At 54.8% G+C, this 21,472-nt stretch carries 20 protein-coding genes; 6 read left to right on the forward strand and 14 right to left on the reverse strand.

The features are described 5' to 3' along the window. Window positions 1-23: 23 nt before the first annotated feature. From F0320_RS04490 to xseB, 4 genes are all read right to left on the reverse strand, one after another. Window positions 24-998 carry an aldo/keto reductase gene (locus tag F0320_RS04490; RefSeq protein ID WP_126329111.1) on the reverse strand — a complete coding sequence of 325 codons (975 nt, stop codon included), beginning with the start codon at window positions 996-998 and terminating at the stop codon, window positions 24-26. Window positions 999-1,062: 64 nt separating this feature from the next. After that, window positions 1,063-2,925 carry a 1-deoxy-D-xylulose-5-phosphate synthase gene (gene dxs, locus F0320_RS04495; RefSeq protein WP_126329110.1) on the reverse strand — a complete coding sequence of 621 codons (1,863 nt, stop codon included), beginning with the start codon at window positions 2,923-2,925 and terminating at the stop codon, window positions 1,063-1,065. 24 nt (window positions 2,926-2,949) lie between these two features. Continuing rightward, window positions 2,950-3,849 (reverse strand): (2E,6E)-farnesyl diphosphate synthase, encoded by a 900-nt coding sequence (gene ispA / locus F0320_RS04500; RefSeq protein ID WP_048978946.1) that lies wholly within the window; start codon window positions 3,847-3,849, stop codon window positions 2,950-2,952. Then, the gene (xseB, locus tag F0320_RS04505; RefSeq protein WP_008503331.1) at window positions 3,850-4,092 is read right to left on the reverse strand and encodes an exodeoxyribonuclease VII small subunit; all 243 of its coding nucleotides are present in this window, start codon (window positions 4,090-4,092) and stop codon (window positions 3,850-3,852) included. Window positions 4,093-4,283: 191 nt separating this feature from the next. On the opposite strand from xseB, the gene thiI reads away from it, so the two are divergent. Beyond that, on the forward strand, window positions 4,284-5,732 hold the full coding sequence (gene thiI / locus F0320_RS04510; protein WP_126329109.1) for a tRNA uracil 4-sulfurtransferase ThiI: 1,449 nt from the start codon (window positions 4,284-4,286) through the stop codon (window positions 5,730-5,732). A gap of 67 nt (window positions 5,733-5,799) precedes the next feature. On the opposite strand, the gene yajL is transcribed toward thiI, so the two are convergent. After that, on the reverse strand, window positions 5,800-6,390 hold the full coding sequence (gene yajL, locus F0320_RS04515; RefSeq protein WP_023310563.1) for a protein deglycase YajL: 591 nt from the start codon (window positions 6,388-6,390) through the stop codon (window positions 5,800-5,802). Then, window positions 6,353-7,264, reverse strand: a complete 912-nt coding sequence (gene panE, locus F0320_RS04520; RefSeq protein ID WP_126329108.1) for a 2-dehydropantoate 2-reductase — start codon at window positions 7,262-7,264, stop codon at window positions 6,353-6,355. The genes yajL and panE overlap by 38 nt, the downstream gene beginning before the upstream one ends. A gap of 121 nt (window positions 7,265-7,385) precedes the next feature. Here panE and F0320_RS04525 point away from each other — a divergent pair, with 121 nt between their 5' ends. Continuing rightward, window positions 7,386-7,877 carry a YajQ family cyclic di-GMP-binding protein gene (locus F0320_RS04525; RefSeq protein WP_023334701.1) on the forward strand — a complete coding sequence of 164 codons (492 nt, stop codon included), beginning with the start codon at window positions 7,386-7,388 and terminating at the stop codon, window positions 7,875-7,877. 32 nt (window positions 7,878-7,909) lie between these two features. Here F0320_RS04525 and F0320_RS04530 read toward each other — a convergent pair whose 3' ends face one another. The 8 genes from F0320_RS04530 to F0320_RS04565 all read right to left on the reverse strand — a co-directional run bounded on the left by F0320_RS04530 (window position 7,910) and on the right by F0320_RS04565 (window position 16,784). After that, window positions 7,910-9,271 (reverse strand): MFS transporter, encoded by a 1,362-nt coding sequence (locus F0320_RS04530; RefSeq protein WP_126329107.1) that lies wholly within the window; start codon window positions 9,269-9,271, stop codon window positions 7,910-7,912. Window positions 9,272-9,420: 149 nt separating this feature from the next. Beyond that, a complete protein-coding gene (cyoE, locus tag F0320_RS04535; RefSeq protein ID WP_013095848.1) occupies window positions 9,421-10,308 on the reverse strand; it encodes a heme o synthase in 888 nt (295 codons plus the stop codon). Window positions 10,309-10,319: 11 nt separating this feature from the next. Further along, complete coding sequence (locus F0320_RS04540) at window positions 10,320-10,646, reverse strand: cytochrome o ubiquinol oxidase subunit IV (RefSeq protein ID WP_006176899.1); 327 nt, start codon at window positions 10,644-10,646, stop codon at window positions 10,320-10,322. Continuing rightward, entirely contained in the window at window positions 10,646-11,260 is a 615-nt protein-coding gene (locus F0320_RS04545) for a cytochrome o ubiquinol oxidase subunit III (RefSeq protein WP_028017647.1), read from the reverse strand. The genes F0320_RS04540 and F0320_RS04545 overlap by 1 nt, the downstream gene beginning before the upstream one ends. Next, entirely contained in the window at window positions 11,250-13,241 is a 1,992-nt protein-coding gene (gene cyoB / locus F0320_RS04550) for a cytochrome o ubiquinol oxidase subunit I (RefSeq protein ID WP_126329106.1), read from the reverse strand. Before cyoB ends, F0320_RS04545 begins: the two co-directional genes overlap by 11 nt. A gap of 16 nt (window positions 13,242-13,257) precedes the next feature. Further along, entirely contained in the window at window positions 13,258-14,205 is a 948-nt protein-coding gene (cyoA, locus tag F0320_RS04555; RefSeq protein WP_126329105.1) for a cytochrome o ubiquinol oxidase subunit II, read from the reverse strand. 478 nt (window positions 14,206-14,683) lie between these two features. Continuing rightward, a complete protein-coding gene (ampG, locus tag F0320_RS04560) occupies window positions 14,684-16,159 on the reverse strand; it encodes a muropeptide MFS transporter AmpG (protein ID WP_047650431.1) in 1,476 nt (491 codons plus the stop codon). 46 nt (window positions 16,160-16,205) lie between these two features. After that, the gene (locus tag F0320_RS04565; RefSeq protein WP_023310568.1) at window positions 16,206-16,784 is read right to left on the reverse strand and encodes a lipoprotein; all 579 of its coding nucleotides are present in this window, start codon (window positions 16,782-16,784) and stop codon (window positions 16,206-16,208) included. A gap of 305 nt (window positions 16,785-17,089) precedes the next feature. Here F0320_RS04565 and bolA point away from each other — a divergent pair, with 305 nt between their 5' ends. The 4 genes from bolA (at window position 17,090) to clpX (ending at window position 21,321) form a co-directional block, all read left to right on the forward strand. Next, window positions 17,090-17,407, forward strand: coding sequence for a transcriptional regulator BolA (gene bolA / locus F0320_RS04570; protein ID WP_021241655.1), 318 nt, complete (start codon window positions 17,090-17,092; stop codon window positions 17,405-17,407). Window positions 17,408-17,737: 330 nt separating this feature from the next. Continuing rightward, window positions 17,738-19,036 (forward strand): trigger factor, encoded by a 1,299-nt coding sequence (gene tig, locus F0320_RS04575; protein ID WP_023310569.1) that lies wholly within the window; start codon window positions 17,738-17,740, stop codon window positions 19,034-19,036. 260 nt (window positions 19,037-19,296) lie between these two features. Beyond that, the gene (clpP, locus tag F0320_RS04580; protein WP_010428105.1) at window positions 19,297-19,920 is read left to right on the forward strand and encodes an ATP-dependent Clp endopeptidase proteolytic subunit ClpP; all 624 of its coding nucleotides are present in this window, start codon (window positions 19,297-19,299) and stop codon (window positions 19,918-19,920) included. 126 nt (window positions 19,921-20,046) lie between these two features. After that, window positions 20,047-21,321 carry an ATP-dependent protease ATP-binding subunit ClpX gene (gene clpX / locus F0320_RS04585; RefSeq protein WP_023310570.1) on the forward strand — a complete coding sequence of 425 codons (1,275 nt, stop codon included), beginning with the start codon at window positions 20,047-20,049 and terminating at the stop codon, window positions 21,319-21,321. Window positions 21,322-21,472 lie beyond the last annotated feature (151 nt).

Below are 21,472 nucleotides of genomic sequence, written 5' to 3' on the forward strand. Positions count from 1 at the left end.
TTACCCGGCCTACAAAAGATGGCCTACTTAAACCCCACCACCGGATGCGGCTGATACGGCGTCTCCAGCTCGGCAACCTGTTCCGGCGTCAGCGTGATATCCACCGCATTCAGCAGCTCATCCAGCTGTTCTTCCCGCGACGTTCCAATAATCGGCGCCGCGACCCCGCGCTTGCCCAGCAGCCACGCCAGCGCTACCTGTGCGCGGGTGGCACCGGTATCGTCGGCGATCCCGGCTAAACGTTCGGCAATTAGCGCATCGCTGGCTTCTGTACCGCCATAGAGATTCTTTCCCACTTCATCCGATACGAGGCGAGCCGTGGTTTCACCCCACGGACGGGTCAGGCGACCGCGCGCCAGCGGGCTCCACGGGATCACCGCCACGCCCTCCTGATGGCACAGCGGCAGCATCTCGCGTTCTTCTTCACGATAGATCAGATTGTAGTGATCCTGCATAGTGACAAAGCGCGTCCAGCCGTGCTGCGCCTGAAGATCCAGCGCCTGGGCAAACTGCGACGCGTGCATAGAAGACGCGCCGATGTAGCGTGTTTTACCGGCTCTGACCACGTCGTTCAGCGCTTCGAGCGTCTCCTCGACTGGCGTGTTGTAATCCCAGCGGTGAATTTGCAGCAGGTCGACGTAATCCATGTTCAAGCGTTTGAGGCTGTCATCAATGGAGCGCAGGATCTGCGCGCGAGAAAGGCCCTCAGCCAGGTCGCCTACCGGATAGTACACCTTAGTGGCGACGACGATGTCATCACGACGGGCAAAGTCGCGCAGGGCGCGGCCGACAATCTCCTCGCTGCTGCCGTCGGAGTAGCTGTTGGCGGTGTCAAAGAAGTTAATGCCGCCCTCGATGGCGCGTTTGATAATCGGACGGCTGCTCTCTTCCGGCAGCGTCCAGGCGTGGTTTCCCCGATCGGGCTCGCCAAAGGTCATGCATCCCAGACAAAGTCGGGAAACCTTAAGGTCCGTTTTTCCTAACGTAGTGTATTGCACGGTTCCGCTCCTGCTGTTTAAACACCAGGTTTAAGCATAGCAGGAGCGGAAAAGGGGGGAGGGGTCAGTCCAGCCAGGTACGGATTTTGGCTTCGATACCGGCGGCGTCCAGGCCTATCGCCGCACGGGCTTCGTCCTGAGTACCTTGCGGAATGAAACGATCCGGCAGGCCGAGGTTCAGCACCGGCACGGCTTTACGATTTGCCATCAGCACCTCATTCACGCCGCTGCCCGCGCCGCCCATGATGGCGTTTTCTTCCAGCGTGACCAGAACGTCATGCGTCTCAGCCATACTCAGGATCAGAGAGTCGTCGAGCGGCTTCACAAAGCGCATGTCCACCAGAGTGGCATTCAGCGCTTCAGCCGCTTTAGCCGCCTCTGGCATCAGCGTGCCGAAGTTCAGAATCGCCACTTTCTCACCGCGACGCTTAACTACTCCTTTACCCAGAGGCAGTTTTTCCAGCGGCTGCAGCTCAACGCCCACCGCATTGCCGCGCGGGTAGCGAACGGCGCTTGGGCCATCCTGATAGTGATAGCCGGTAAACAGCATCTGACGACATTCGTTCTCGTCGCTTGGCGTCATGACAACCATATCCGGAATACAGCGCAGGAAGGAGAGATCAAACGCGCCCTGGTGCGTCTGGCCGTCGGCACCGACGATGCCCGCACGATCGATAGCAAACAGTACCGGCAGCTTCTGAATCGCCACGTCATGGATCACCTGATCGTAGGCGCGCTGCAGGAAGGTGGAATAGATAGCGACAACGGGCTTGTAGCCACCAATAGCCAGGCCCGCAGCAAACGTCACCGCATGCTGCTCGGCAATGGCGACGTCGAAATACTGGTCAGGGTATTTTCTGGAGAACTCCACCATGCCAGAGCCTTCACGCATGGCCGGGGTGATCGCCATCAGCTTGTTGTCTTTGGCTGCGGTTTCGCACAGCCAGTCGCCAAAGATTTTTGAATAGCTCGGCATGCCGCCGCTGCTTTTTGGCAGACAGCCGCTGGACGGGTCAAATTTCGGTACCGCGTGGAAGGTGATCGGATCTTTTTCCGCCGGTTCGTAACCGCGCCCTTTTTTAGTCATGATATGCAGGAACTGCGGGCCTTTCAGGTCGCGCATGTTCTTGAGCGTGGTCACCAGGCCCAGCACGTCGTGACCGTCAACCGGGCCAATATAGTTAAAGCCCAGCTCTTCAAACAGGGTGCCCGGCACCACCATGCCTTTAATGTGTTCTTCGGTACGCTTGAGCAGCTCTTTAATCGGCGGTACGCCGGAGAAGACTTTCTTGCCGCCTTCGCGCAGCGAGGAGTAAAGCTTGCCGGAGAGCAGCTGGGCCAGATGGTTGTTCAGCGCGCCGACGTTCTCGGAGATCGACATTTCGTTATCGTTGAGGATAACCAGCATGTCCGGCTTGATGTCGCCCGCGTGGTTCATGGCTTCGAAGGCCATCCCTGCGGTGATGGCGCCGTCGCCAATCACGCAGACGGTGCGGCGCTGCTTGTTCTCTTTTTCGGCGGCAACAGCAATCCCGATGCCCGCAGAAATGGAGGTGGAGGAGTGGCCGACGCTCAGCACGTCGTACTCGCTCTCACCGCGCCACGGGAACGGGTGCAGGCCGCCTTTCTGACGAATGGTGCCAATTTTATCGCGACGTCCGGTCAGAATTTTGTGCGGATAAGCCTGGTGGCCCACGTCCCAGATGAGCTGATCGAACGGCGTGTTATAGACGTAGTGCAGCGCCACGGTCAGCTCTACCGTGCCAAGCCCGGAGGCGAAATGGCCGCTGGAGCGGCTTACGCTGTCGAGCAGGTAGCGACGCAGCTCGTCGCACAGCTTCGGCAGGCTCTCTTTCGGCAGCAGACGTAACTCCTGGGTGGAGTCAACTAACGCCAGTGTCGGGTATTTGGCAATATCAAAACTCATCAAAGGCTCATCGAGATATATAGTTTATTTATCACGCTGGATTATATAGTCCGCTAGCGCTTCCAGTGCCGAGGTATCCAGCGATTGCGCGGCCAGTTCATTTAGGGACTGGCGGGCATCGTCAATCAGATCCCGGGCTTTACGTTGGGCTTGCTCAAGACCCAGCAGGGCGGGGTAGGTACTTTTGCCAAGCTGCTGGTCCGCACCCTGACGTTTACCCAATGTTGCAGTATCGCCCACCACATCCAGAATGTCATCCTGAACCTGGAATGCCAGACCGATACTTTCTGCGTATCTGTCCAGAATCGGCAGGGCTTTGCGCCCTTGTTCACCCGCGCTCAGCGCGCCCAGGCGAACGGCTGAACGAATCAACGCCCCGGTTTTATGGCGGTGAATACGCTCCAGCTGTTCCAGATTAACCTGACGTCCTTCCGCTTCCAGATCCAGCGCCTGTCCCCCGCACATGCCGGCCACGCCGCTGGCCATTGCCAGTTCGGAGATCATCGCCAGGCGGTCGCGGTCAGCCACTTCAGCCATCGGCGCGTCGCTCAGAATCGAGAACGCCAGCGTTTGCAGGGCATCACCCGCCAGAATGGCATTCGCCTCGCCAAACTTGATATGGCAGGTGGGTTGACCCCGACGCAAATCGTCGTCGTCCATGGCCGGGAGATCGTCGTGGATCAGCGAGTAGGCGTGGATGCACTCCACGGCGGCTGCCGGGGCGTCCAGCGTGTTATCGCTGATGCCAAACATATTGCCTGTGGCGTACACCAGGAACGGGCGCAGGCGCTTTCCACCCAAGAGTGCGCCATAGTGCATGGCTTCAACCAGAGGAGTGTTCTGAAAAGGCTGTGGCGCAATAAAACGGCGCAGGGCGTCGTTGGCGCGTACGACACGCGCCTGAAGCTCGTTGGAAAAATCCATTTACTCGGCGTCCGGTGTGAAAGGCGTGGTTTTCGCGTCTTCGCTGTCGGAAAGCAGGATCTGCACGCGCTGCTCGGCCTGCTGCAGTTTGACCTGCCCCTGGCGCGCCAGCTGCACGCCACGCTCGAATTCGTTGAGCGCCTCTTCCAGCGGGAGATCGCCGCTCTCAAGACGGGTAACGATTTGCTCCAGTTCACTCAGCGCAGTTTCGAAACTGGCCGGTGCGTCGTTCTTCTTCGGCATAGTGAATTGACTCTTATATTCTCAGCCCCGACATGGTAACGGACTCAGGGCAATTATCAAATAACGCGCAATGTGCACAGGAGCGGCGCGATGGTGGTATACTTGCGCGCCTGGATGCAGCCACGGGTGTGGGCTGCTGTACTCTTTTCCATTACAAGCCTTAATACGCTTGCCTAAGAAACATTGCCGCCATGAAGTTTATCATTAAATTGTTCCCTGAAATCACCATCAAAAGCCAATCTGTGCGTTTGCGCTTTATTAAAATTCTCACCGGGAACATTCGTAACGTATTAAAGCACTACGACGAAACCCTCGCCGTGGTGCGCCACTGGGATCACGTTGAAGTGCGCGCCAAAGACGAAAATAAACGTCAGGATATTCGCGACGCGCTGACCCGTATTCCGGGGATCCACCATATCCTGGAAGTGGAAGATGTTCCGTTCAGCGATATGCACGACATCTTCGAGAAAGCGCTGGTCCAGTACCGCGATCAGATCGAAGGCAAAACCTTCTGCGTGCGCGTGAAGCGTCGCGGCAAGCACGAGTTCAGCTCTATTGAAGTGGAACGTTACGTCGGCGGCGGTTTGAACCAGCACGTTGAAACGGCTCGCGTTCGTCTGACCAACCCGGACGTGACCGTGAACCTGGAGATCGAAAACGATCGCCTGCTGCTGGTGAAAGGGCGCTATGAAGGTATCGGCGGCTTCCCGATCGGCACCCAGGAAGACGTCCTGTCCCTCATCTCCGGCGGCTTCGACTCCGGCGTCTCCAGCTATATGCTGATGCGTCGCGGCTGCCGTGTGCACTACTGCTTCTTCAACCTGGGCGGTGCGGCGCACGAGATCGGCGTTCGTCAGGTGGCGCATTACCTGTGGAACCGCTTCGGCAGCTCTCACCGCGTGCGTTTCGTGGCGATCAACTTCGAACCTGTGGTCGGCGAAATCCTCGAAAAAGTGGACGACGGCCAGATGGGCGTGGTGCTGAAACGCATGATGGTGCGTGCGGCGTCCAAAGTGGCCGAGCGCTATGGCGTGCAGGCGCTGGTCACCGGTGAAGCGCTGGGCCAGGTTTCCAGCCAGACGCTGACCAACCTGCGTTTGATCGACATCGTGTCTGATACGCTGATCCTGCGTCCGCTGATCTCCCACGATAAAGAGCACATCATCGATCTGGCGCGCGAAATCGGCACCGAAGATTTTGCCCGCACCATGCCGGAATACTGCGGCGTGATCTCAAAAAGCCCAACGGTGAAGGCGGTGAAGGCGAAGATCGAAGCGGAAGAAGAGAACTTCGATTTCAGCATTCTGGAAAAAGTGGTGGAGGAAGCGTCCAACATCGACATCCGCGAGATTGCCCAGCAGACCGAGCAGGAAGTCGTTGAAGTTGAAACCGTGAGCGGTTTCGGCGCTAACGATGCGATTCTGGATATCCGCTCCATTGACGAGCAGGATGACAAGCCGCTGCAGGTTGAAGGCGTCGAAGTGGTTTCTCTGCCGTTCTATAAGCTGAGCACCAAGTTTGGCGATCTCGACCAGAGCAAAACCTATCTGCTGTGGTGCGAGCGCGGGGTGATGAGTCGCCTGCAGGCGCTGTACCTGCGCGAGCAGGGCTTTGCGAACGTGAAGGTGTATCGCCCGTAGTTTTTTGCCGGGGAGTGCGGCCTGATGCCCTCACCCCGTCCCTCTCCCAAAGGGAGAGGGAGAACACCTATTCGTAATAATTATAAATCCCCGCCGGCATCACCAGCGATGACGCTACTTCGTACGCTTTTTCGCGCCCGACCAGCAGGTCAATAATCTTTAAGCCAAAATCAATCGCGGTACCTGGCCCCTGGCTGGTCAGCAGGTTGACGCGCGGATCCCAGACGACGCGTTTATCCACCCAGTGCTCTTCCGGGATTGTATCCTTAAGCCCCGGGAAACCGGTCATGTTGCCGATGGGGAAGATATCGTGCGGAATCAGAACCGTTCCGGCGGCGGCACAGATTGCCGCGACGATGCGGCCGGATAAATGAAACTGACGCACGGTCTCGACCAGCAGCGGGCTGTCGCGAAAACATTCCGCGCCTTTTAAGCCGCCGGGCAGCACGATGATGTCGTAATCGCCGTCAGCCACCTGAACGAGGGGGGCATCCGCGAGGATCTTCACCCCGCGCGAGCAGGTGATTGCCAGATTGCCGTCGCTGGCGACGCTGGCGGTGGTAACTTTAATGCCGCCGCGCACCATCAAATCAATGGTGGTGACCGCTTCCATCTCTTCGCTACCAGGGGCGAGGCAGATCAGGGCTGACGCGCTCATATTCACTCTCCTTACGTTTAACCAGGTCATACAAACGGGCGTTTTCCGGCACCGCGATGCCGTGCGCGCGGGCGCGTTTTAGCAAATAGCCGGTGATGTAGTCGATCTCCGTGTGGCGTAATGCCCGAACATCCTGCAACATTGAGGAGATGTTTTCTGCCGTGCTTTCAATGACCTGCTCGACATAACAGCGTAAATCGTCGGCCGAGGTATGCAGGCCTTCCCGCTCAACGACCGCCGCGACTTCCGCACACAGTATGGCAACGTCCTGCGGATGATTTTTCAGCTCCCCGTTCGGGCAGTTCCACAGCGCCGTCAGCGGGTTGATCACGCAGTTTACCGCCAGCTTGCGCCACAGCTGAGGGCGGATGTTGTTGTGCCAGGCCACGTCCGGCAGCACCTTCTGCAGCACATCGGCAAGATAGCTGTAATCACCATCCTGCGTTCTGGCGGGACCGATATGCGTCACTCCGCTGGCGACATGCACGATGATGTTGCCGTCGCGACGCGCAGCGTGCGTGGTCGTCGCCATCAGCAGGGGCTGCTGGACGTTTTTCAGCTCATCAAGCGTCCCCATGCCGTTATGCAGCAGCAGTATGGGGGAAGTGGGGGGGAGCTGCGCGGCCAGTGTCTTTACCGCGTCTGAGACCTGCCAGGCTTTGAGCGTCACCAGTAAAAGATCGCTTTGCGCCAGGAAATCAGGATCGTTCGCGGTGAGGGATTCGTTAAAGATGCTTCCGTCTTCACCAATCAGGTTTACACTGCAATAGGGCTGGGGCACGCGCAGCCAGCCCTGAACCTCATGTCCGTGCTTGCACAGCGCGGTCAGCCACAGCTGACCAAGCGCTCCGCATCCGAGCACCGTAATTTTCATTGTTCCTCCTCACCTGCAACTGCGCCAGGTGTTACAGCTTAATTATACAGCTAAGCTTCTGTTGAGTTATGCCTCGTAGCGGGTATTATGCAACGCAACAAAAGTGAAGGGAGAAGAAAAGATGCCATCTTTCGATATTGTTTCCGAAGTTGATATCCAGGAAGTTCGCAACGGCGTTGAGAACGCAACCCGCGAAGTTGAGTCACGTTTCGATTTTCGCGGCGTTGAGGCGTCGTTTGAGCTGAACGACGCAAATAAGACCATTAAGGTGCTGAGCGAGTCTGATTTCCAGGTAAATCAGCTGCTCGACATTCTGCGCGCCAAGCTGTTAAAGCGCGGTATCGAAGGGACGTCTCTGGACGTGCCGGAAGAGTTTGTGCACAGCGGTAAAAACTGGTTTGTTGAAGCCAAGCTGAAGCAGGGCATCGAGAGCGCGGTGCAGAAGAAGATCGTTAAGCTCATTAAAGACAGCAAGCTGAAGGTGCAGGCGCAGATCCAGGGCGAAGAAATTCGCGTGACCGGTAAGTCCCGCGATGACCTCCAGTCCGTAATGGCGCTGGTGCGCGGCGGCGATCTGGGGCAACCGTTCCAGTTTAAAAACTTCCGCGATTAATATAAAAAGCCCGGTTTAACCGGGCTTTTTTTTCACGCTTTGAGCGCCTGCTCGACCTCGAAGCGGTTGGTCATTTTACTGTCTATTTTGACGTAAGCGCTGCGCTCTTCCGGAACGATGAGCACCTCTGTCACACCCTCTTTGGCTTCCAGACGCTGTTTCAGCCTATCGCTAATCTCAACATCATCCGGGATTTCTACCCGCAGGCTACTCACGTAGCGCGGCTCTTTCATGGTGCTGGCGACCAGCAGCCAGACCGTCGCCAGTAGCGCACCGGCGAGAAACACGGTTTGTGAATCAAACAGGCCGTCCACCCAACCGCCGAGCGAGCCGCCGATCGCCACGCCGAGAAACTGGCTGGTGGAGTAGATGCCCATCGCGGTGCCTTTATACCCGGCGGGGGACTCTTTACTGATCAGCGACGGGAGCAGCGCTTCCATCAGGTTAAAGGCCAGGAAGAACAGCTGTACGCCGGCAATCAGCTCCCAGAAGTGCGGGCCGGCACCCCAGAGCACAATTTCGGCAATCAGCAGGACCGCCACGCAGCCCACGAAGACGCGCTTCATTTTGCGCTTCACTTCGGCGTAGATGATGAACGGCACGACGGAAACAAACGAAATCAGCATCGTGACCAGATAGATTTTCCAGTGCTCAGCCGCCGGGAAACCCGCTGCGGCCAGCTGGCCGGGCAGGGCGACAAAGGTGGACATCAGAAGGATGTGCAGGCACATAATGCCAAAATTCAGCTTAAGCAGGCGCGGCTCGACAATCACTTCGCTGAAGCAGCCTTTTACCATCCCCGATTCACGGTTCAGAACGTGGTTTTTGCTGTCCGGCACGACCCACAGGGTTAAGGCAATACCGATGGTCGCCAGCACGGCAATCATCCAGAACAGGGCGTGCAGACCCAGCGTGTGCGTAATGATGGGGCCCAGCACCATTGCAATCGCAAAGGTCACGCCAAAGCTCACGCCGATGAACGCCATCGCTTTGGTGCGGTTCTGCTCGCGGGTTAAGTCGGACAGCAGCGCCATCACCGCGGCGGCAATCGCGCCGGAACCCTGCAGGGCGCGGCCGAGAATAATCCCCCAGATGGAGTGGGAGAGGGCGGCAATCACGCTTCCGAGCACAAAGACCAGCAGCCCGCCGACGATCAGCGGCTTTCGGCCCACCCGGTCAGAGAGCAGGCCAAAGGGGATCTGGAAAACCGCCTGCGCCAGACCGTAGATGCCGATTGCGAGGCCAATGAGCGCCTCGCTGGCCCCCTGCAGCGCCATACCGTACGTGGTCAGAACAGGCAGGACCATAAACATGCCAAGCATCCGTAGCGAGAAGACAGTCCCTAAGCCCCAGGTCGCGCGAAGCTCGCCTGGCGTCATTTTATAATCGTTCATTACCACCTCAGTTCAAAAGCAGGCCATAGTGTAGTGCGGGGAAGGGGCGGGGTAAATAAAGGGTTATTTAACAAATATTACATGCGTTATTAGTAGATTCAGTGAATAAAAAAGGGTGCCGAAGCACCCCTTTATTGACCTGTTTTGGCTTACCAGACGTAAGTCAGCAGGTTGTGTGAATCTGGCACCATGAAGTCCACGGACATCATCACGGACAGCGAGGTGATGGCCACAATCGAGAACACAAACAGTTTGCGCGCCCAGACCTTGTCATCTTCCACTTTGTAACCGCGCAGCGCCATACCGAGCCACCAGACGCTCACCGCAGCCGCTACCGCCAGATATTTATATCCAGCGTAACCACCCAGAGAGAGCATCAGCGTTGCCACGGCAAAGGCGATGATGTACAGCGTGATGTGGTTCTTGGCAACGGAAATGCCTTTCACGACCGGCAGAACCGGGATGTTCGCTGCCTGATAATCCTTAAAGCGGAAAATCGCGATGGCATAGGAGTGCGGCATCTGCCACAGGCTAAAGATAGCCAGCAGGATCAGCGCACCGCTGTCGAACTCGTTCGTGACCGCGCAGTAGCCAATCACCGGCGGCGCAGCGCCGGAGAGAGAACCAATCAGCGTGCCGTAGACGGAGTGGCGTTTCATATACAGGCTATAGACGCCCACATACACCACGAACCCCATCACCCCCAGCCAGCAGGCCAGCGGGTTAGCACCAAACCACAGCAGCATAAAGCCAGCAATACCCAGCAAGGTGGCGTACACCAGCGAGACGGAAGGGGCGATCAGGCCTTTCACCAGCACCCGATTTTTGGTCCTTTCCATCTTCTTGTCGATATCCATGTCGATGTAGTTGTTAAATACACAACCGGACGCAACAACCAGTGACACACCGACCAGCGTGTAGATAAAGAGGGTGTAATCAATGCTGCCCTTAGAGGCCAGCAGGAACCCTCCGATCACGGAGATCAGGTTGCCAAAGATGATGCCTGGTTTCGTTACTTGCAGGTATTGCTTAAACATACTCGCCGCTCTTAGTGAACCATCATGTTGTAGTTGAGGTTCCACATAATCCAGATGGAACCGACTACCAGGATAGCGATGATAATCACGGTAAAGATAAAGGCGGTCATATTCCAGCCTTCATCGGACTTGGTGTTCATGTGCAGGAAGCAAACCAGATGCACCAGAATCTGAATCACCGCGGTCACCAGGATTGCACCCAGGATAACCGGCTTAGACGCAGAACCGCTCATCACCATCCAGAACGGGATCACCGTCAGGATGATCGACAGGATGAAACCTGTCATGTAGGTTTTTACGCTGCCGTGGGAAGCGCCATGATCGTTTGAATGACTCATTACATCGCCCCCATCAGATAGACAACAGAGAACACACAGATCCACACCACGTCCAGGAAGTGCCAGAACAGGCTCAGGCACATGATACGGGTACGGTTAGTGCTGGTCAGGCCGCGACGGGATACCTGGAACATCAGTACCGCCATCCAGATCAGTCCAGAGGTCACGTGCAGACCGTGAGTGCCGACCAGCGCGAAGAACGCGGACAGGAAGCCACTGCGATCCGGGCCGAAGCCTTCCATGATCAGGTGATGGAATTCATAGATTTCCATCCCGATAAATCCAGCACCAAACAGCCAAGTCAACGCCAGCCAGGAGACAACCTGGCTCTTGTTGTTTTTGTACATGGCGATAGCCGCCATGCCGTAGGTGATGGAGCTGAATAACAGCAGTGCGGTTTCAACCAGAACGAACGGCAGTTCAAAGATGTCCTTGCCGGTCGGGCCGCCCGCCGTGCCGTTCACCAGAACGGCGTAGGTCGCGAACAGACAGCAGAACAGAATGCAGTCGCTCATCAGGTAGATCCAGAAACCGAAGACTTTAGTCGGTCCTGTATCGTGGTGCGCATGCTCATGCGCGTGGGCAGTTGAGTGCGCCAGAGTATCAGTTGCCATTTTTCAGCCCCGCTTTAGAAATCTCGTCGAAATGCTGATTTTCCAGCTTCTCAACTTCACGGACTGGTACGAAGTAGTCCACGTCCTCGTCAAAGCTCTTCACAATCCAGCTGATTACGATGCCGGCGAAGCCAACAATCGCCATCCACCAGATGTGCCAGATCATTGCGAAACCAAATACCGTTGCGAAGGCGGCAATCACAATGCCCGCACCGCTGTTTTTCGGCATGTGGATCTCTTCGTAATGAGCAGGTTGCTTGTACGCTTCACCTTTTTCTTTCATTTCCCAGAATGCGTCGCGTTCATGAACCTGCGGCACGATGGCAAAGTTATAGAAAGGCGGTGGAGAAGAGGTTGCCCACTCCAGCGTACGGCCACCCCATGGGTCACCGGTCAGGTCACGGTTCTGGTCGCGGTCGCGAATAGACACGTAGAACTGAATCAGCTGAGACGCGATACCACAGGCAATCAGCACCGCACCGCCCGCTGCAACCATCAGCATTGGGTGGAACTGCGGATCGATCTGCTGGCTCAGACGACGGGTCATACCCATGAAGCCCAGCACGTACAGCGGCATAAATGCTACGAAGAAGCCGATGATCCAGAACCAGAATGCGCGCTTACCCCATTTTTCGTTCAGCGTGAAGCCGAACGCTTTTGGCCACCAGTAGGTTACGCCAGCGAAGCAGCCGAAGACCACGCCACCAATGATAACGTTATGGAAGTGCGCAATCAGGAACAGGCTGTTGTGCAGAACGAAGTCAGCACCTGGTACCGCCAGCAGTACGCCGGTCATCCCACCTACGGAGAAGGTCACGATGAAGCCGATGGTCCACAGCATCGCTGAGTGGAACACGATACGGCCCTGGTACATGGTGAACAGCCAGTTGAAGATCTTCACCCCGGTAGGGATGGCGATAATCATGGTGGTAATACCGAAGAAGGCGTTTACGTTCGCGCCCGCACCCATGGTGAAGAAGTGGTGCAGCCAAACGATGAACGACAGGACGGTAATACACACGGTTGCCCACACCAGAGAGGTGTAACCAAACAGACGTTTACGCGAGAAGGTTGCCGCGATTTCGGAGAACACACCGAACACAGGCAGAACCAGAATGTACACTTCCGGGTGACCCCAGGCCCAAATCAGGTTGATGTACATCATCATGTTGCCACCCATATCATTCGTGAAGAAATGGGTGCCCAGGTAACGGTCCAGGGTCAGCAGCGCGATGGTGACGGTCAGAATTGGGAAGGAGGCAATAATCAGGATGTTGGCGCACAGAGATGCCCAGGTAAATACCGGCATCTTGAACATGGTCATGCCTGGGGCACGCATCTTGATAATGGTCACGAAGAAGTTAATACCGGTCAGGGTAGTACCGACACCGGAGAGCTGAAGCGCCCAAATCCAGTAGTCGACGCCCACGCCCGGACTGTACTCAATTCCTGACAGCGGCGGGTAGGCCAGCCAGCCGGTCTGCGCGAATTCGCCCACACCCAGTGACAGGTTAACCAGGATAACGCCGACAACCGTGAACCAGAAGCTCAGGTTGTTCAGGAACGGGAACGCCACGTCGCGCGCGCCGATTTGCAGCGGAACGACCACGTTCATCAGACCGATAACCAGCGGCATCGCCACGAAGAAGATCATGATAACGCCGTGGGCGGTAAAGATCTGATCGTAGTGGTGCGGTGGCAGGAAGCCGGCTTCACCCGCAGAAGCGAGTGCCTGCTGGCTACGCATCATGATCGCATCCGCAAAGCCACGAATTAACATGACGATACCGACGATGCAGTACATGATACCGAGTTTTTTGTGGTCAACCGAAGTCAGCCACTCGTTCCACAGGTAGCTCCACTTACCGAAGTAAGTGATCAGGGCCAGTAAGGCCGCGCCACCAATGATAATTGCAGCCACCGTAACCACGATAATCGGTTCATGGTAGGGCACTGCATCCAGTGTCAATTTTCCGAACATTTTCTTCCTCGGCCCCTTAGTGAGCGGTTTCCGCGTGGCTCATGTCCATGCCTTCCATACCTTCGTGCGCGCTGTGCTCGCCTTCAGGCTGGGTCATGTCCATGCTCTTGCCGTGATCCATAAATTTGCCAATAACGTCTTTGAACAAATCTGGTTTCACATTAGAGAAGTACTCCACCTTGTTGTATTCGCTTGGTGCAGCCACTTTTTCGAACGCCGCCATGTCAGACATGGTGTTTGGAGACTGCTTCGCTTTTTCAACCCACTGGTCGAAAGCGGCACGGTCTGGCGTCGCAATAGCTTTGAACTTCATACCTGAGAAGCCCGGGCCGCTATAGCTGGCGGAGATACCATCATAGGTGCCTGCTTCATTCGCGATCAGATGCAGGTTGGTCTGCATACCGGCCATCGCGTAAATCTGGCTACCCAGACGTGGGATGAAGAAGGAGTTCATTACGGAGTTGGAGGTCACTTTGAACTGAACCGGAGTGTTCGCCGGGAAGGCGATTTCATTCACGGTAGCAATACCCTGCTCTGGATAGATGAAGAACCATTTCCAGTCCATGGAGACCACTTCAATGGTAATAGGTTTCTCATCATGAACCAGCGGTTTGCTTGGCTCAAGTGCGTGAGTGGTTTTCCAGGTCAGTACGGCAAGGAACAGGATGATCAGAATAGGTACCGTCCAGACCACAGCTTCCACTTTATTGGAGTGTGACCAGTTAGGGCTATACTTCGCATCTTTATTGCTCGCACGATACTTCCAGGCGAAACCAACAGCCATCAAAATGGCAGGAATAACCACAATCAACATCAGGCCAAAAGCCGTCAATATCAGTGAACGTTGTTCCAGTCCAATCTGTCCTTTGGGGTCTAGTAGTGCAGAATCGCAGCCACTGAGTAATACAGTACCCACGAATAATGACAACCATCCCAAACTTTTATTGTATTTCCCGAGTCTCATTTAACGACCTCAATTCCACGGAGTCTGGTGGCGTTTAAAGTGTGCGGGCATTTTACGGGAAGGTTACATTACTGTAAACATCATTAGGCCTGTGTCAGGAAGGTGTTACCGGGTTCTGCCGCACGTGTCACAAGTGTTGCAAATTATGTCGCTTTTTATGACCGAAGCCGCATGTCATGGGCTTTATAACGAAAGGACCCCCAAGCATACCTTAAAAGGGGCAATTGGTATAACCATTGTTGAAAATAAACAAAAAATTAACAATTAATTATCAATAAAAAGACATCTGAAAAACGAAAAATCAAACTCTCGGATGCTGAATCGTTTAATGAAAAATAGCGTTTTGGAATGGGAGCCAATAATTTCCAAATCCTATCCCGCACAAAACAACAAATATTTTTTTTAGCGGTTGGTGGCTATTTCGCCGTTATAATTGCGGTTAGTGATTACAACGGGAAATAACCTTTCGCTTTTTTCTTCAGGTCAGCTGGATTTTACGCAACGCCATGAAATCAAGCAGACCTCCGGTCAGGATCCCGGCGATAGCAAGCAGGGCGCCTGCGTCCAGCAGAAGTGCTTCGAAAGGGAGTACCAGAGAGGTGCTGGCATTGATAATAAGCACCACAAGCCAGAGCGCCAGAGCAGTGCAGCCCGCCATTAACAGACGTAGCGCAAAACGGTAGGCGCGGCGATATTCGGTGCGCGGCATAAAATGTTCTGTCCGCTGGGTATATTCCAGCGTCTGACGGCAGACCAGCAGCAATAAAATTCCCGGCACTGCAGCCACGACCGAGAAGAGATAAAATGTTGGCCAGCCGTGGGCTTCGACGAACCAGCCGGCAATCGGGCCAACGTACACGCGGCCAACGGCGGAGAGCGCCGAGAGCAGCGCGAACTGGGTAGCGGAAAACGACTTGTTGCACAGGGTCATCAGCAGGGCGACAAACGCCGCGGTGCCCATGCCGCCACAGAGGTTTTCGAAGAACACCGCCGCGGCCATGCTGATCGTATGTTTGTCGGTAATCGACAGCAGCCAGTAGCCTGCGTTAGAGGCGCCCTGAAGGATGCCGAAAATCAGCAGCGCGCGGAACAGCGTCAGGCGCTGCATCAGCACGCCGCCATAAAGCGCGCCGACAATGGTCGCAAACAGCCCCAGCGTTTTATTCACCACACCCACTTCACCGGCATCAAAACCGACACCCCTGATCAGGAAGGTGGTGGTGAGGCTCATGGCAAATGCGTCGCCCAGCTTATAAAGAACGATAAGCAGCAGGATCAGCCAGGCGTTGTTGCGGCCAAAGAAGTCTCGGAGCGGTTCGGCGACGGCCTGCTCCAGCGAGCGGGGAACCGGGATGATGTCACTCGGTTCGGGCGCGAACAGCGTCGCGATAATGCAGGGGATCAGCAGGGCGGCCATCAGCCAGTACATGCCCTGCCAGCCGAGGTAACGATCTGCCAGCCACAGCGCCAGCCCGCCGGAGACCAGCATCCCGAGGCGATAGCCCAGCACGCTGATTGCCGCGCCGGCGCCGCGCTCTTCCGCAGGTAGCACGTCCGTCTTCCAGGCATCGAACACGATATCCTGAGAGGCGGAACAGAAGGCAATCACCACCGCAAGCGCCGCCATCCAGCGAAGCTGGGTGGTGGGTTCAAGAAATCCCATCGCCGCGATGGCCAGCAGCAGCAGGATCTGCGTCATTACTAACCAGCCGCGTCGACGCCCGAGGAAAGGCGGCGTGTAGCGATCCATGACCGGAGACCACAGGAACTTAAAGACATAGGCCTGGCCGACAAGCGAGAAGAAACCAATGGTTTTAAGATCGATGTTCTCAACCGTCATCCACGCCTGAAGCGTGCCGGAAGTGAGCGCGAGGGGTAAACCCGAGGCGAAGCCGAGGATCAGCAGAATCGCTGATTTCGGTTGCTGGAAAATGCGTAAGTAATGGCTGGACATGTTCTTATAAAACTGACCCGGTGATACACCGGGTCAGAGAGCGGGATTAACGCGCGTTCTGCTTGATGAAGTCGTGAATGCTGGTGTCCTGCGCCATATCGGCGATGGTGTCGGTCAGCACGCTGTTCACGGCGTTAGCAATGTTCTGGTTAGAAGCCTGGAAGGCACCTTCAACAGAGTAGCTGGCGCGGTAGTTTTTGGTCATCTTGTTGCCATTCTTCGCGGTGGCAATGATGGCGATATCCGCTTTGGTCGCGATGTTGTAGCGCACGTTGCCCTGAGACACGTCAGCGTACAGGTTGTTCACGATGATTTGCAGATCGACCGCGCCGCTTGGGCCAATCATGTAGCCGCGAGCGGTCATCTGTTTCTCCAGCACTTCCTGGAGCAGGAAGCGCAGGTCGCGGGAGGCGGTGAGGGTAACCTGCTGGTTATCGCGGGTCACTTTTGCCAGCGCCTGGTCCTGACGCTGATCGGCACCGTTAATGCTCACGGTGACGCCCATCAGGCTTGGGTCCTGCTGAGGCAGGGTGATTTTTGGTGAGACATCAATGGTGGTAGGCGGAGTAGCACAGCCTGCCAGCATAAAAAGGGCTACCAACGGAAAGAAGAGTTTTTTTAACATTTTCGGGTTCTCAACGAATCGTAAGCATATAAAGAGAAAAATTGCCGCCATCATAACATCGCCAACGGCGAGGGGAAGTGGTCAACGCATGTAAATTCATCGCCTTGTCCGAAAACTGACCAGTTCACCGTTTTTCCCAATCCGTGTATGACAAAAGGTATGAGTCTCACAGTGAACTTCATTCGTTTGAATGAGAAAATCAGACGAAAGCTAAATATTTGTTGTCAAGGTGTAATGGAAACGGTAAAAGCGGCTAACATTTAAAGGGATGGGTGACATCCTGGCGTTGTCGGAGGAGTAATTTCATGATGATACGTGAGCATATAGAAGATAAATTAAGGGCAGCGTTCAACCCTGTGTTCCTCGAAGTCGTCGACGAAAGCTATCGTCATAACGTGCCGGCAGGTTCTGAAAGCCACTTTAAAGTGGTTCTGGTTAGCGATCGCTTCACGGGAGAACGTTTCCTGAATCGACACCGCTTGATCTACAGCACCTTGACGGAAGAACTCTCCACGACCGTGCATGCGCTGGCACTGCATACCTACACCATTAAGGAATGGGAAGGCCTGCAGGATACGGTCTTCGCATCACCGCCCTGTCGCGGAGCAGGCACTATCGCCTGATAAATCGGATTTGCAACGGCTGGAGCTTTTCCAGTATGTTGCTTACAGATTTCCTCAAAACGGCCTCCGGGCCGTTTTGTTTTGTTTGAGTTTTGAGCGGATGGTGCGATTTTAAGGCTAAAAATAGCCTTAAAGTGTGAAAAAAGCCGCAGCAACATGCCCCAACCGTTCTCGACTCACCTAAGTGATGCCGCTATAATGCCGCGTCTTATTGAATGTCTTCGGGATGATTCTGGCGACAGGGAATGTGAATCTGCACTAAGAGAGCATCCCGGTATAACAGACAGATTCAGAGTTGACCGAGCACTGTGATTTTTTTGAGGTAACAAGATGCAAGTTTCAGTTGAAACCACTCAAGGCCTTGGCCGCCGTGTAACGATTACTATCGCTGCTGACAGCATCGAAACTGCTGTGAAAAGCGAGCTGGTCAACGTAGCAAAAAAAGTACGTATTGACGGCTTCCGCAAGGGCAAAGTACCAATGAATGTTGTTGCTCAGCGTTATGGCGCTTCCGTGCGTCAGGATGTGCTGGGTGAACTGATGAGCCGCAACTTTATCGATGCGATCATCAAAGAAAAAATCAATCCAGCCGGCGCGCCGAACTACGTTCCAGGCGAATACAAACTGGGCGAAGACTTCACCTACTCCGTAGAGTTCGAAGTGTACCCGGAAGTTGAGCTGAAAGGTCTGGAATCTATCGAAGTTGAAAAACCAGTTGTTTCCGTGACTGACGAAGACGTTGACGGCATGCTGGATACCCTGCGCAAGCAGCAGGCGAACTGGAAAGAGAAAGAAGGCGCTGTTGACGCTGAAGACCGTGTCACCATCGACTTCACCGGTTCTGTAGACGGCGAAGAGTTCGAAGGCGGTAAAGCGTCTGACTTCGTACTGGCGATGGGCCAGGGTCGTATGATCCCAGGCTTTGAAGACGGTATCAAAGGCCACAAGGCTGGCGAAGAGTTCACCATCGACGTGACCTTCCCGGAAGAATACCACGCTGAAAACCTGAAAGGGAAAGCAGCGAAGTTCGCTATCAACCTGAAGAAAGTTGAAGAGCGCGAACTGCCAGAACTGACTGAAGAATTCATCAAGCGTTTCGGCGTGGAAGATGGTTCCGTAGCGGGTCTGCGTACCGAAGTGCGTAAGAACATGGAACGTGAACTGAACGGCGCGGTGCGTAACCGTGTGAAATCTCAGGCGATCGAAGGTCTGGTGAAAGCCAACGAAATCGACGTTCCAGCTGCCCTGATCGACAGCGAAATCGACGTTCTGCGCCGTCAGGCTGCACAGCGTTTCGGTGGCAACCAGCAGCAAGCGATGGAACTGCCACGCGAGCTGTTCGAAGAGCAAGCGAAACGCCGCGTTGTTGTTGGCCTGCTGCTGGGCGAAGTGATTCGTACCCACGAGCTGAAAGCTGACGAAGAGCGTGTGAAGGGCCTGATCGAAGAGATGGCTTCTGCATATGAAGATCCATCAGAAGTTATCGAGTTCTACGGTAAGAACAAAGAGCTGATGGACAACATGCGCAACGTTGCCCTGGAAGAGCAGGCTGTTGAAGCGGTACTGGCGAAAGCGAAAGTGACCGAAAAAGCGACCTCTTTCAACGAGCTGATGAACCAGCAGGCGTAATTTCGCCCCAACGGTTTAAAGTTTGAACAGAAAACCCGTTGCCTTGCGGCAGCGGGTTTTTTTTATCGCAGCGATAGCCCAGGAAGAGTGCTAAAACGCCCTTTCGGTGTTAGCGTAACAACAAAAGGTTGTTATGCTTGAAATAGGGCACTGTGAACCCCATAAGTACGTAATCATGATGAATGAGACTGGCTGATAATCCGTCCGTAAGGTTACAATCAGTACAGCAGGTGTTTTCAATTTTGATCCAGGAGACGGAAATGTCATACAGTGGCGAACGAGATAACTTTGCACCCCATATGGCTCTGGTGCCAATGGTTATTGAACAGACCTCACGTGGTGAGCGTTCTTTTGATATCTATTCCCGTCTGCTCAAGGAACGCGTTATCTTTCTGACCGGCCAGGTGGAAGACCACATGGCTAACCTGATCGTGGCGCAGATGCTGTTTCTGGAAGCGGAAAACCCGGAAAAAGACATTTACCTGTACATTAACTCCCCGGGTGGCGTGATTACAGCAGGTATGTCCATTTATGACACCATGCAATTCATCAAGCCTGATGTAAGCACTATCTGTATGGGTCAGGCTGCATCTATGGGCGCGTTCCTGTTAACAGCAGGGGCGAAAGGTAAGCGTTTCTGCTTGCCAAATTCCCGCGTGATGATTCACCAGCCGCTGGGCGGTTACCAGGGGCAGGCGACGGATATCGAAATCCACGCCCGCGAAATTCTGAAAGTAAAAGCGCGCATGAATGAACTTATGGCGCAGCATACGGGTCAACCACTCGAGCAGATCGAGCGCGATACCGAGCGCGATCGCTTCCTCTCTGCTCCAGAGGCAGTTGAGTACGGCTTAGTCGACTCCGTGTTGACCCATCGTAATTGATGCCCGCGACGCGAGTGTGCCGCTATACTAAGGTAGGGCGGCACGCTGCTGATTGCAGCTTGCGTCTTAGAATGGCATTTGCGTCGTCATGTGCGGCACAAAGAACTTAAAAAGAGGTTTGGACTCATGACAGATAAACGCAAAGATGGTTCGGGCAAACTGCTGTACTGCTCTTTTTGCGGCAAAAGCCAGCATGAAGTGCGTAAACTGATTGCCGGGCCGTCCGTGTATATCTGCGACGAATGTGTCGATTTATGTAACGACATCATTCGCGAAGAGATTAAAGAAGTCGCACCGCACCGTGAGCGCAGCGCGCTGCCAACGCCGCATGAAATTCGTCATCACCTTGACGACTACGTCATCGGACAGGAGCAGGCCAAGAAAGTGCTAGCGGTAGCGGTCTATAACCACTACAAACGTCTGCGTAACGGCGACACCAGCAATGGCGTAGAACTGGGTAAAAGTAACATTCTGCTGATCGGCCCAACCGGTTCCGGTAAAACGCTGCTGGCTGAAACCCTGGCGCGTCTGCTTGATGTTCCGTTCACGATGGCGGATGCCACCACCCTGACCGAGGCCGGTTATGTGGGTGAGGACGTCGAAAACATCATCCAGAAACTGCTGCAGAAGTGCGATTACGACGTACAGAAAGCGCAGCGCGGGATTGTGTACATCGATGAGATCGACAAGATCTCCCGTAAATCAGACAACCCGTCCATTACCCGTGACGTATCGGGTGAAGGCGTACAGCAGGCGCTGCTGAAACTGATTGAAGGTACGGTTGCCGCCGTTCCGCCACAGGGTGGTCGTAAACATCCGCAGCAGGAGTTCCTGCAGGTTGATACCTCCAAGATCCTGTTCATCTGTGGCGGTGCGTTTGCTGGTCTGGACAAAGTCATCTCCCACCGTGTTGAAACCGGCTCCGGCATTGGTTTTGGCGCAACGGTGAAATCGACGTCCGAAAAACCAAACGAAGGCGAACTGCTGTCTCAGGTTGAACCGGAAGATCTGATCAAATTCGGTCTGATCCCTGAATTCATCGGCCGTCTGCCGGTTGTGGCAACGCTGAATGAGCTGAGCGAAGACGCGCTGATCCAGATCCTGAAAGAGCCGAAAAATGCGCTGACCAAGCAGTACCAGGCGCTGTTCAATCTGGAAGGCGTTGATCTGGAATTCCGCGACGAAGCGCTGGATGCGATTGCCAAGAAAGCGATGGTTCGTAAAACCGGTGCCCGTGGTCTGCGTTCAATTGTTGAAGCGGCACTGCTCGACACCATGTACGATCTCCCATCAATGGAAGACGTTGAGAAAGTGGTGATTGACGAGTCCGTCATTAGCGGTCAAACCAAACCGCTGCTGATTTACGGCAAACCGGAAGCGCAGCAGGCATCTGGCGAATAATTAACCAAATCATACAAGCAGTTAATCAAAAAGGGGGGATTTTATCTCCCCTTTACTTTTTCCGTATTCATAGCGTTGAATGTGTGGGAAACATCCCCATATACTGGATACATGTTAATGGTTATGTGAAGCACAGTGACATGACCAGCTT

Source organism: Enterobacter dykesii, assembly GCF_008364625.2.
GTDB lineage: Bacteria > Pseudomonadota > Gammaproteobacteria > Enterobacterales > Enterobacteriaceae > Enterobacter > Enterobacter dykesii.

Coding starts and splice junctions, on each gene's coding strand:
- dxs (WP_126329110.1), bottom strand. CDS start 2,925: ATGAGTTTTGATATTGCCAAATACCCGACACTGGCGTTAGTTGACTCC.
- ispA (WP_048978946.1), bottom strand. CDS start 3,849: ATGGATTTTTCCAACGAGCTTCAGGCGCGTGTCGTACGCGCCAACGAC.
- xseB (WP_008503331.1), bottom strand. CDS start 4,092: ATGCCGAAGAAGAACGACGCACCGGCCAGTTTCGAAACTGCGCTGAGT.
- thiI (WP_126329109.1), top strand. CDS start 4,284: ATGAAGTTTATCATTAAATTGTTCCCTGAAATCACCATCAAAAGCCAA.
- yajL (WP_023310563.1), bottom strand. CDS start 6,390: ATGAGCGCGTCAGCCCTGATCTGCCTCGCCCCTGGTAGCGAAGAGATG.
- panE (WP_126329108.1), bottom strand. CDS start 7,264: ATGAAAATTACGGTGCTCGGATGCGGAGCGCTTGGTCAGCTGTGGCTG.
- F0320_RS04525 (WP_023334701.1), top strand. CDS start 7,386: ATGCCATCTTTCGATATTGTTTCCGAAGTTGATATCCAGGAAGTTCGC.
- F0320_RS04530 (WP_126329107.1), bottom strand. CDS start 9,271: ATGAACGATTATAAAATGACGCCAGGCGAGCTTCGCGCGACCTGGGGC.
- cyoE (WP_013095848.1), bottom strand. CDS start 10,308: ATGTTTAAGCAATACCTGCAAGTAACGAAACCAGGCATCATCTTTGGC.
- F0320_RS04540 (WP_006176899.1), bottom strand. CDS start 10,646: ATGAGTCATTCAAACGATCATGGCGCTTCCCACGGCAGCGTAAAAACC.
- F0320_RS04545 (WP_028017647.1), bottom strand. CDS start 11,260: ATGGCAACTGATACTCTGGCGCACTCAACTGCCCACGCGCATGAGCAT.
- cyoB (WP_126329106.1), bottom strand. CDS start 13,241: ATGTTCGGAAAATTGACACTGGATGCAGTGCCCTACCATGAACCGATT.
- cyoA (WP_126329105.1), bottom strand. CDS start 14,205: ATGAGACTCGGGAAATACAATAAAAGTTTGGGATGGTTGTCATTATTC.
- ampG (WP_047650431.1), bottom strand. CDS start 16,159: ATGTCCAGCCATTACTTACGCATTTTCCAGCAACCGAAATCAGCGATT.
- F0320_RS04565 (WP_023310568.1), bottom strand. CDS start 16,784: ATGTTAAAAAAACTCTTCTTTCCGTTGGTAGCCCTTTTTATGCTGGCA.
- bolA (WP_021241655.1), top strand. CDS start 17,090: ATGATGATACGTGAGCATATAGAAGATAAATTAAGGGCAGCGTTCAAC.
- tig (WP_023310569.1), top strand. CDS start 17,738: ATGCAAGTTTCAGTTGAAACCACTCAAGGCCTTGGCCGCCGTGTAACG.
- clpP (WP_010428105.1), top strand. CDS start 19,297: ATGTCATACAGTGGCGAACGAGATAACTTTGCACCCCATATGGCTCTG.
- clpX (WP_023310570.1), top strand. CDS start 20,047: ATGACAGATAAACGCAAAGATGGTTCGGGCAAACTGCTGTACTGCTCT.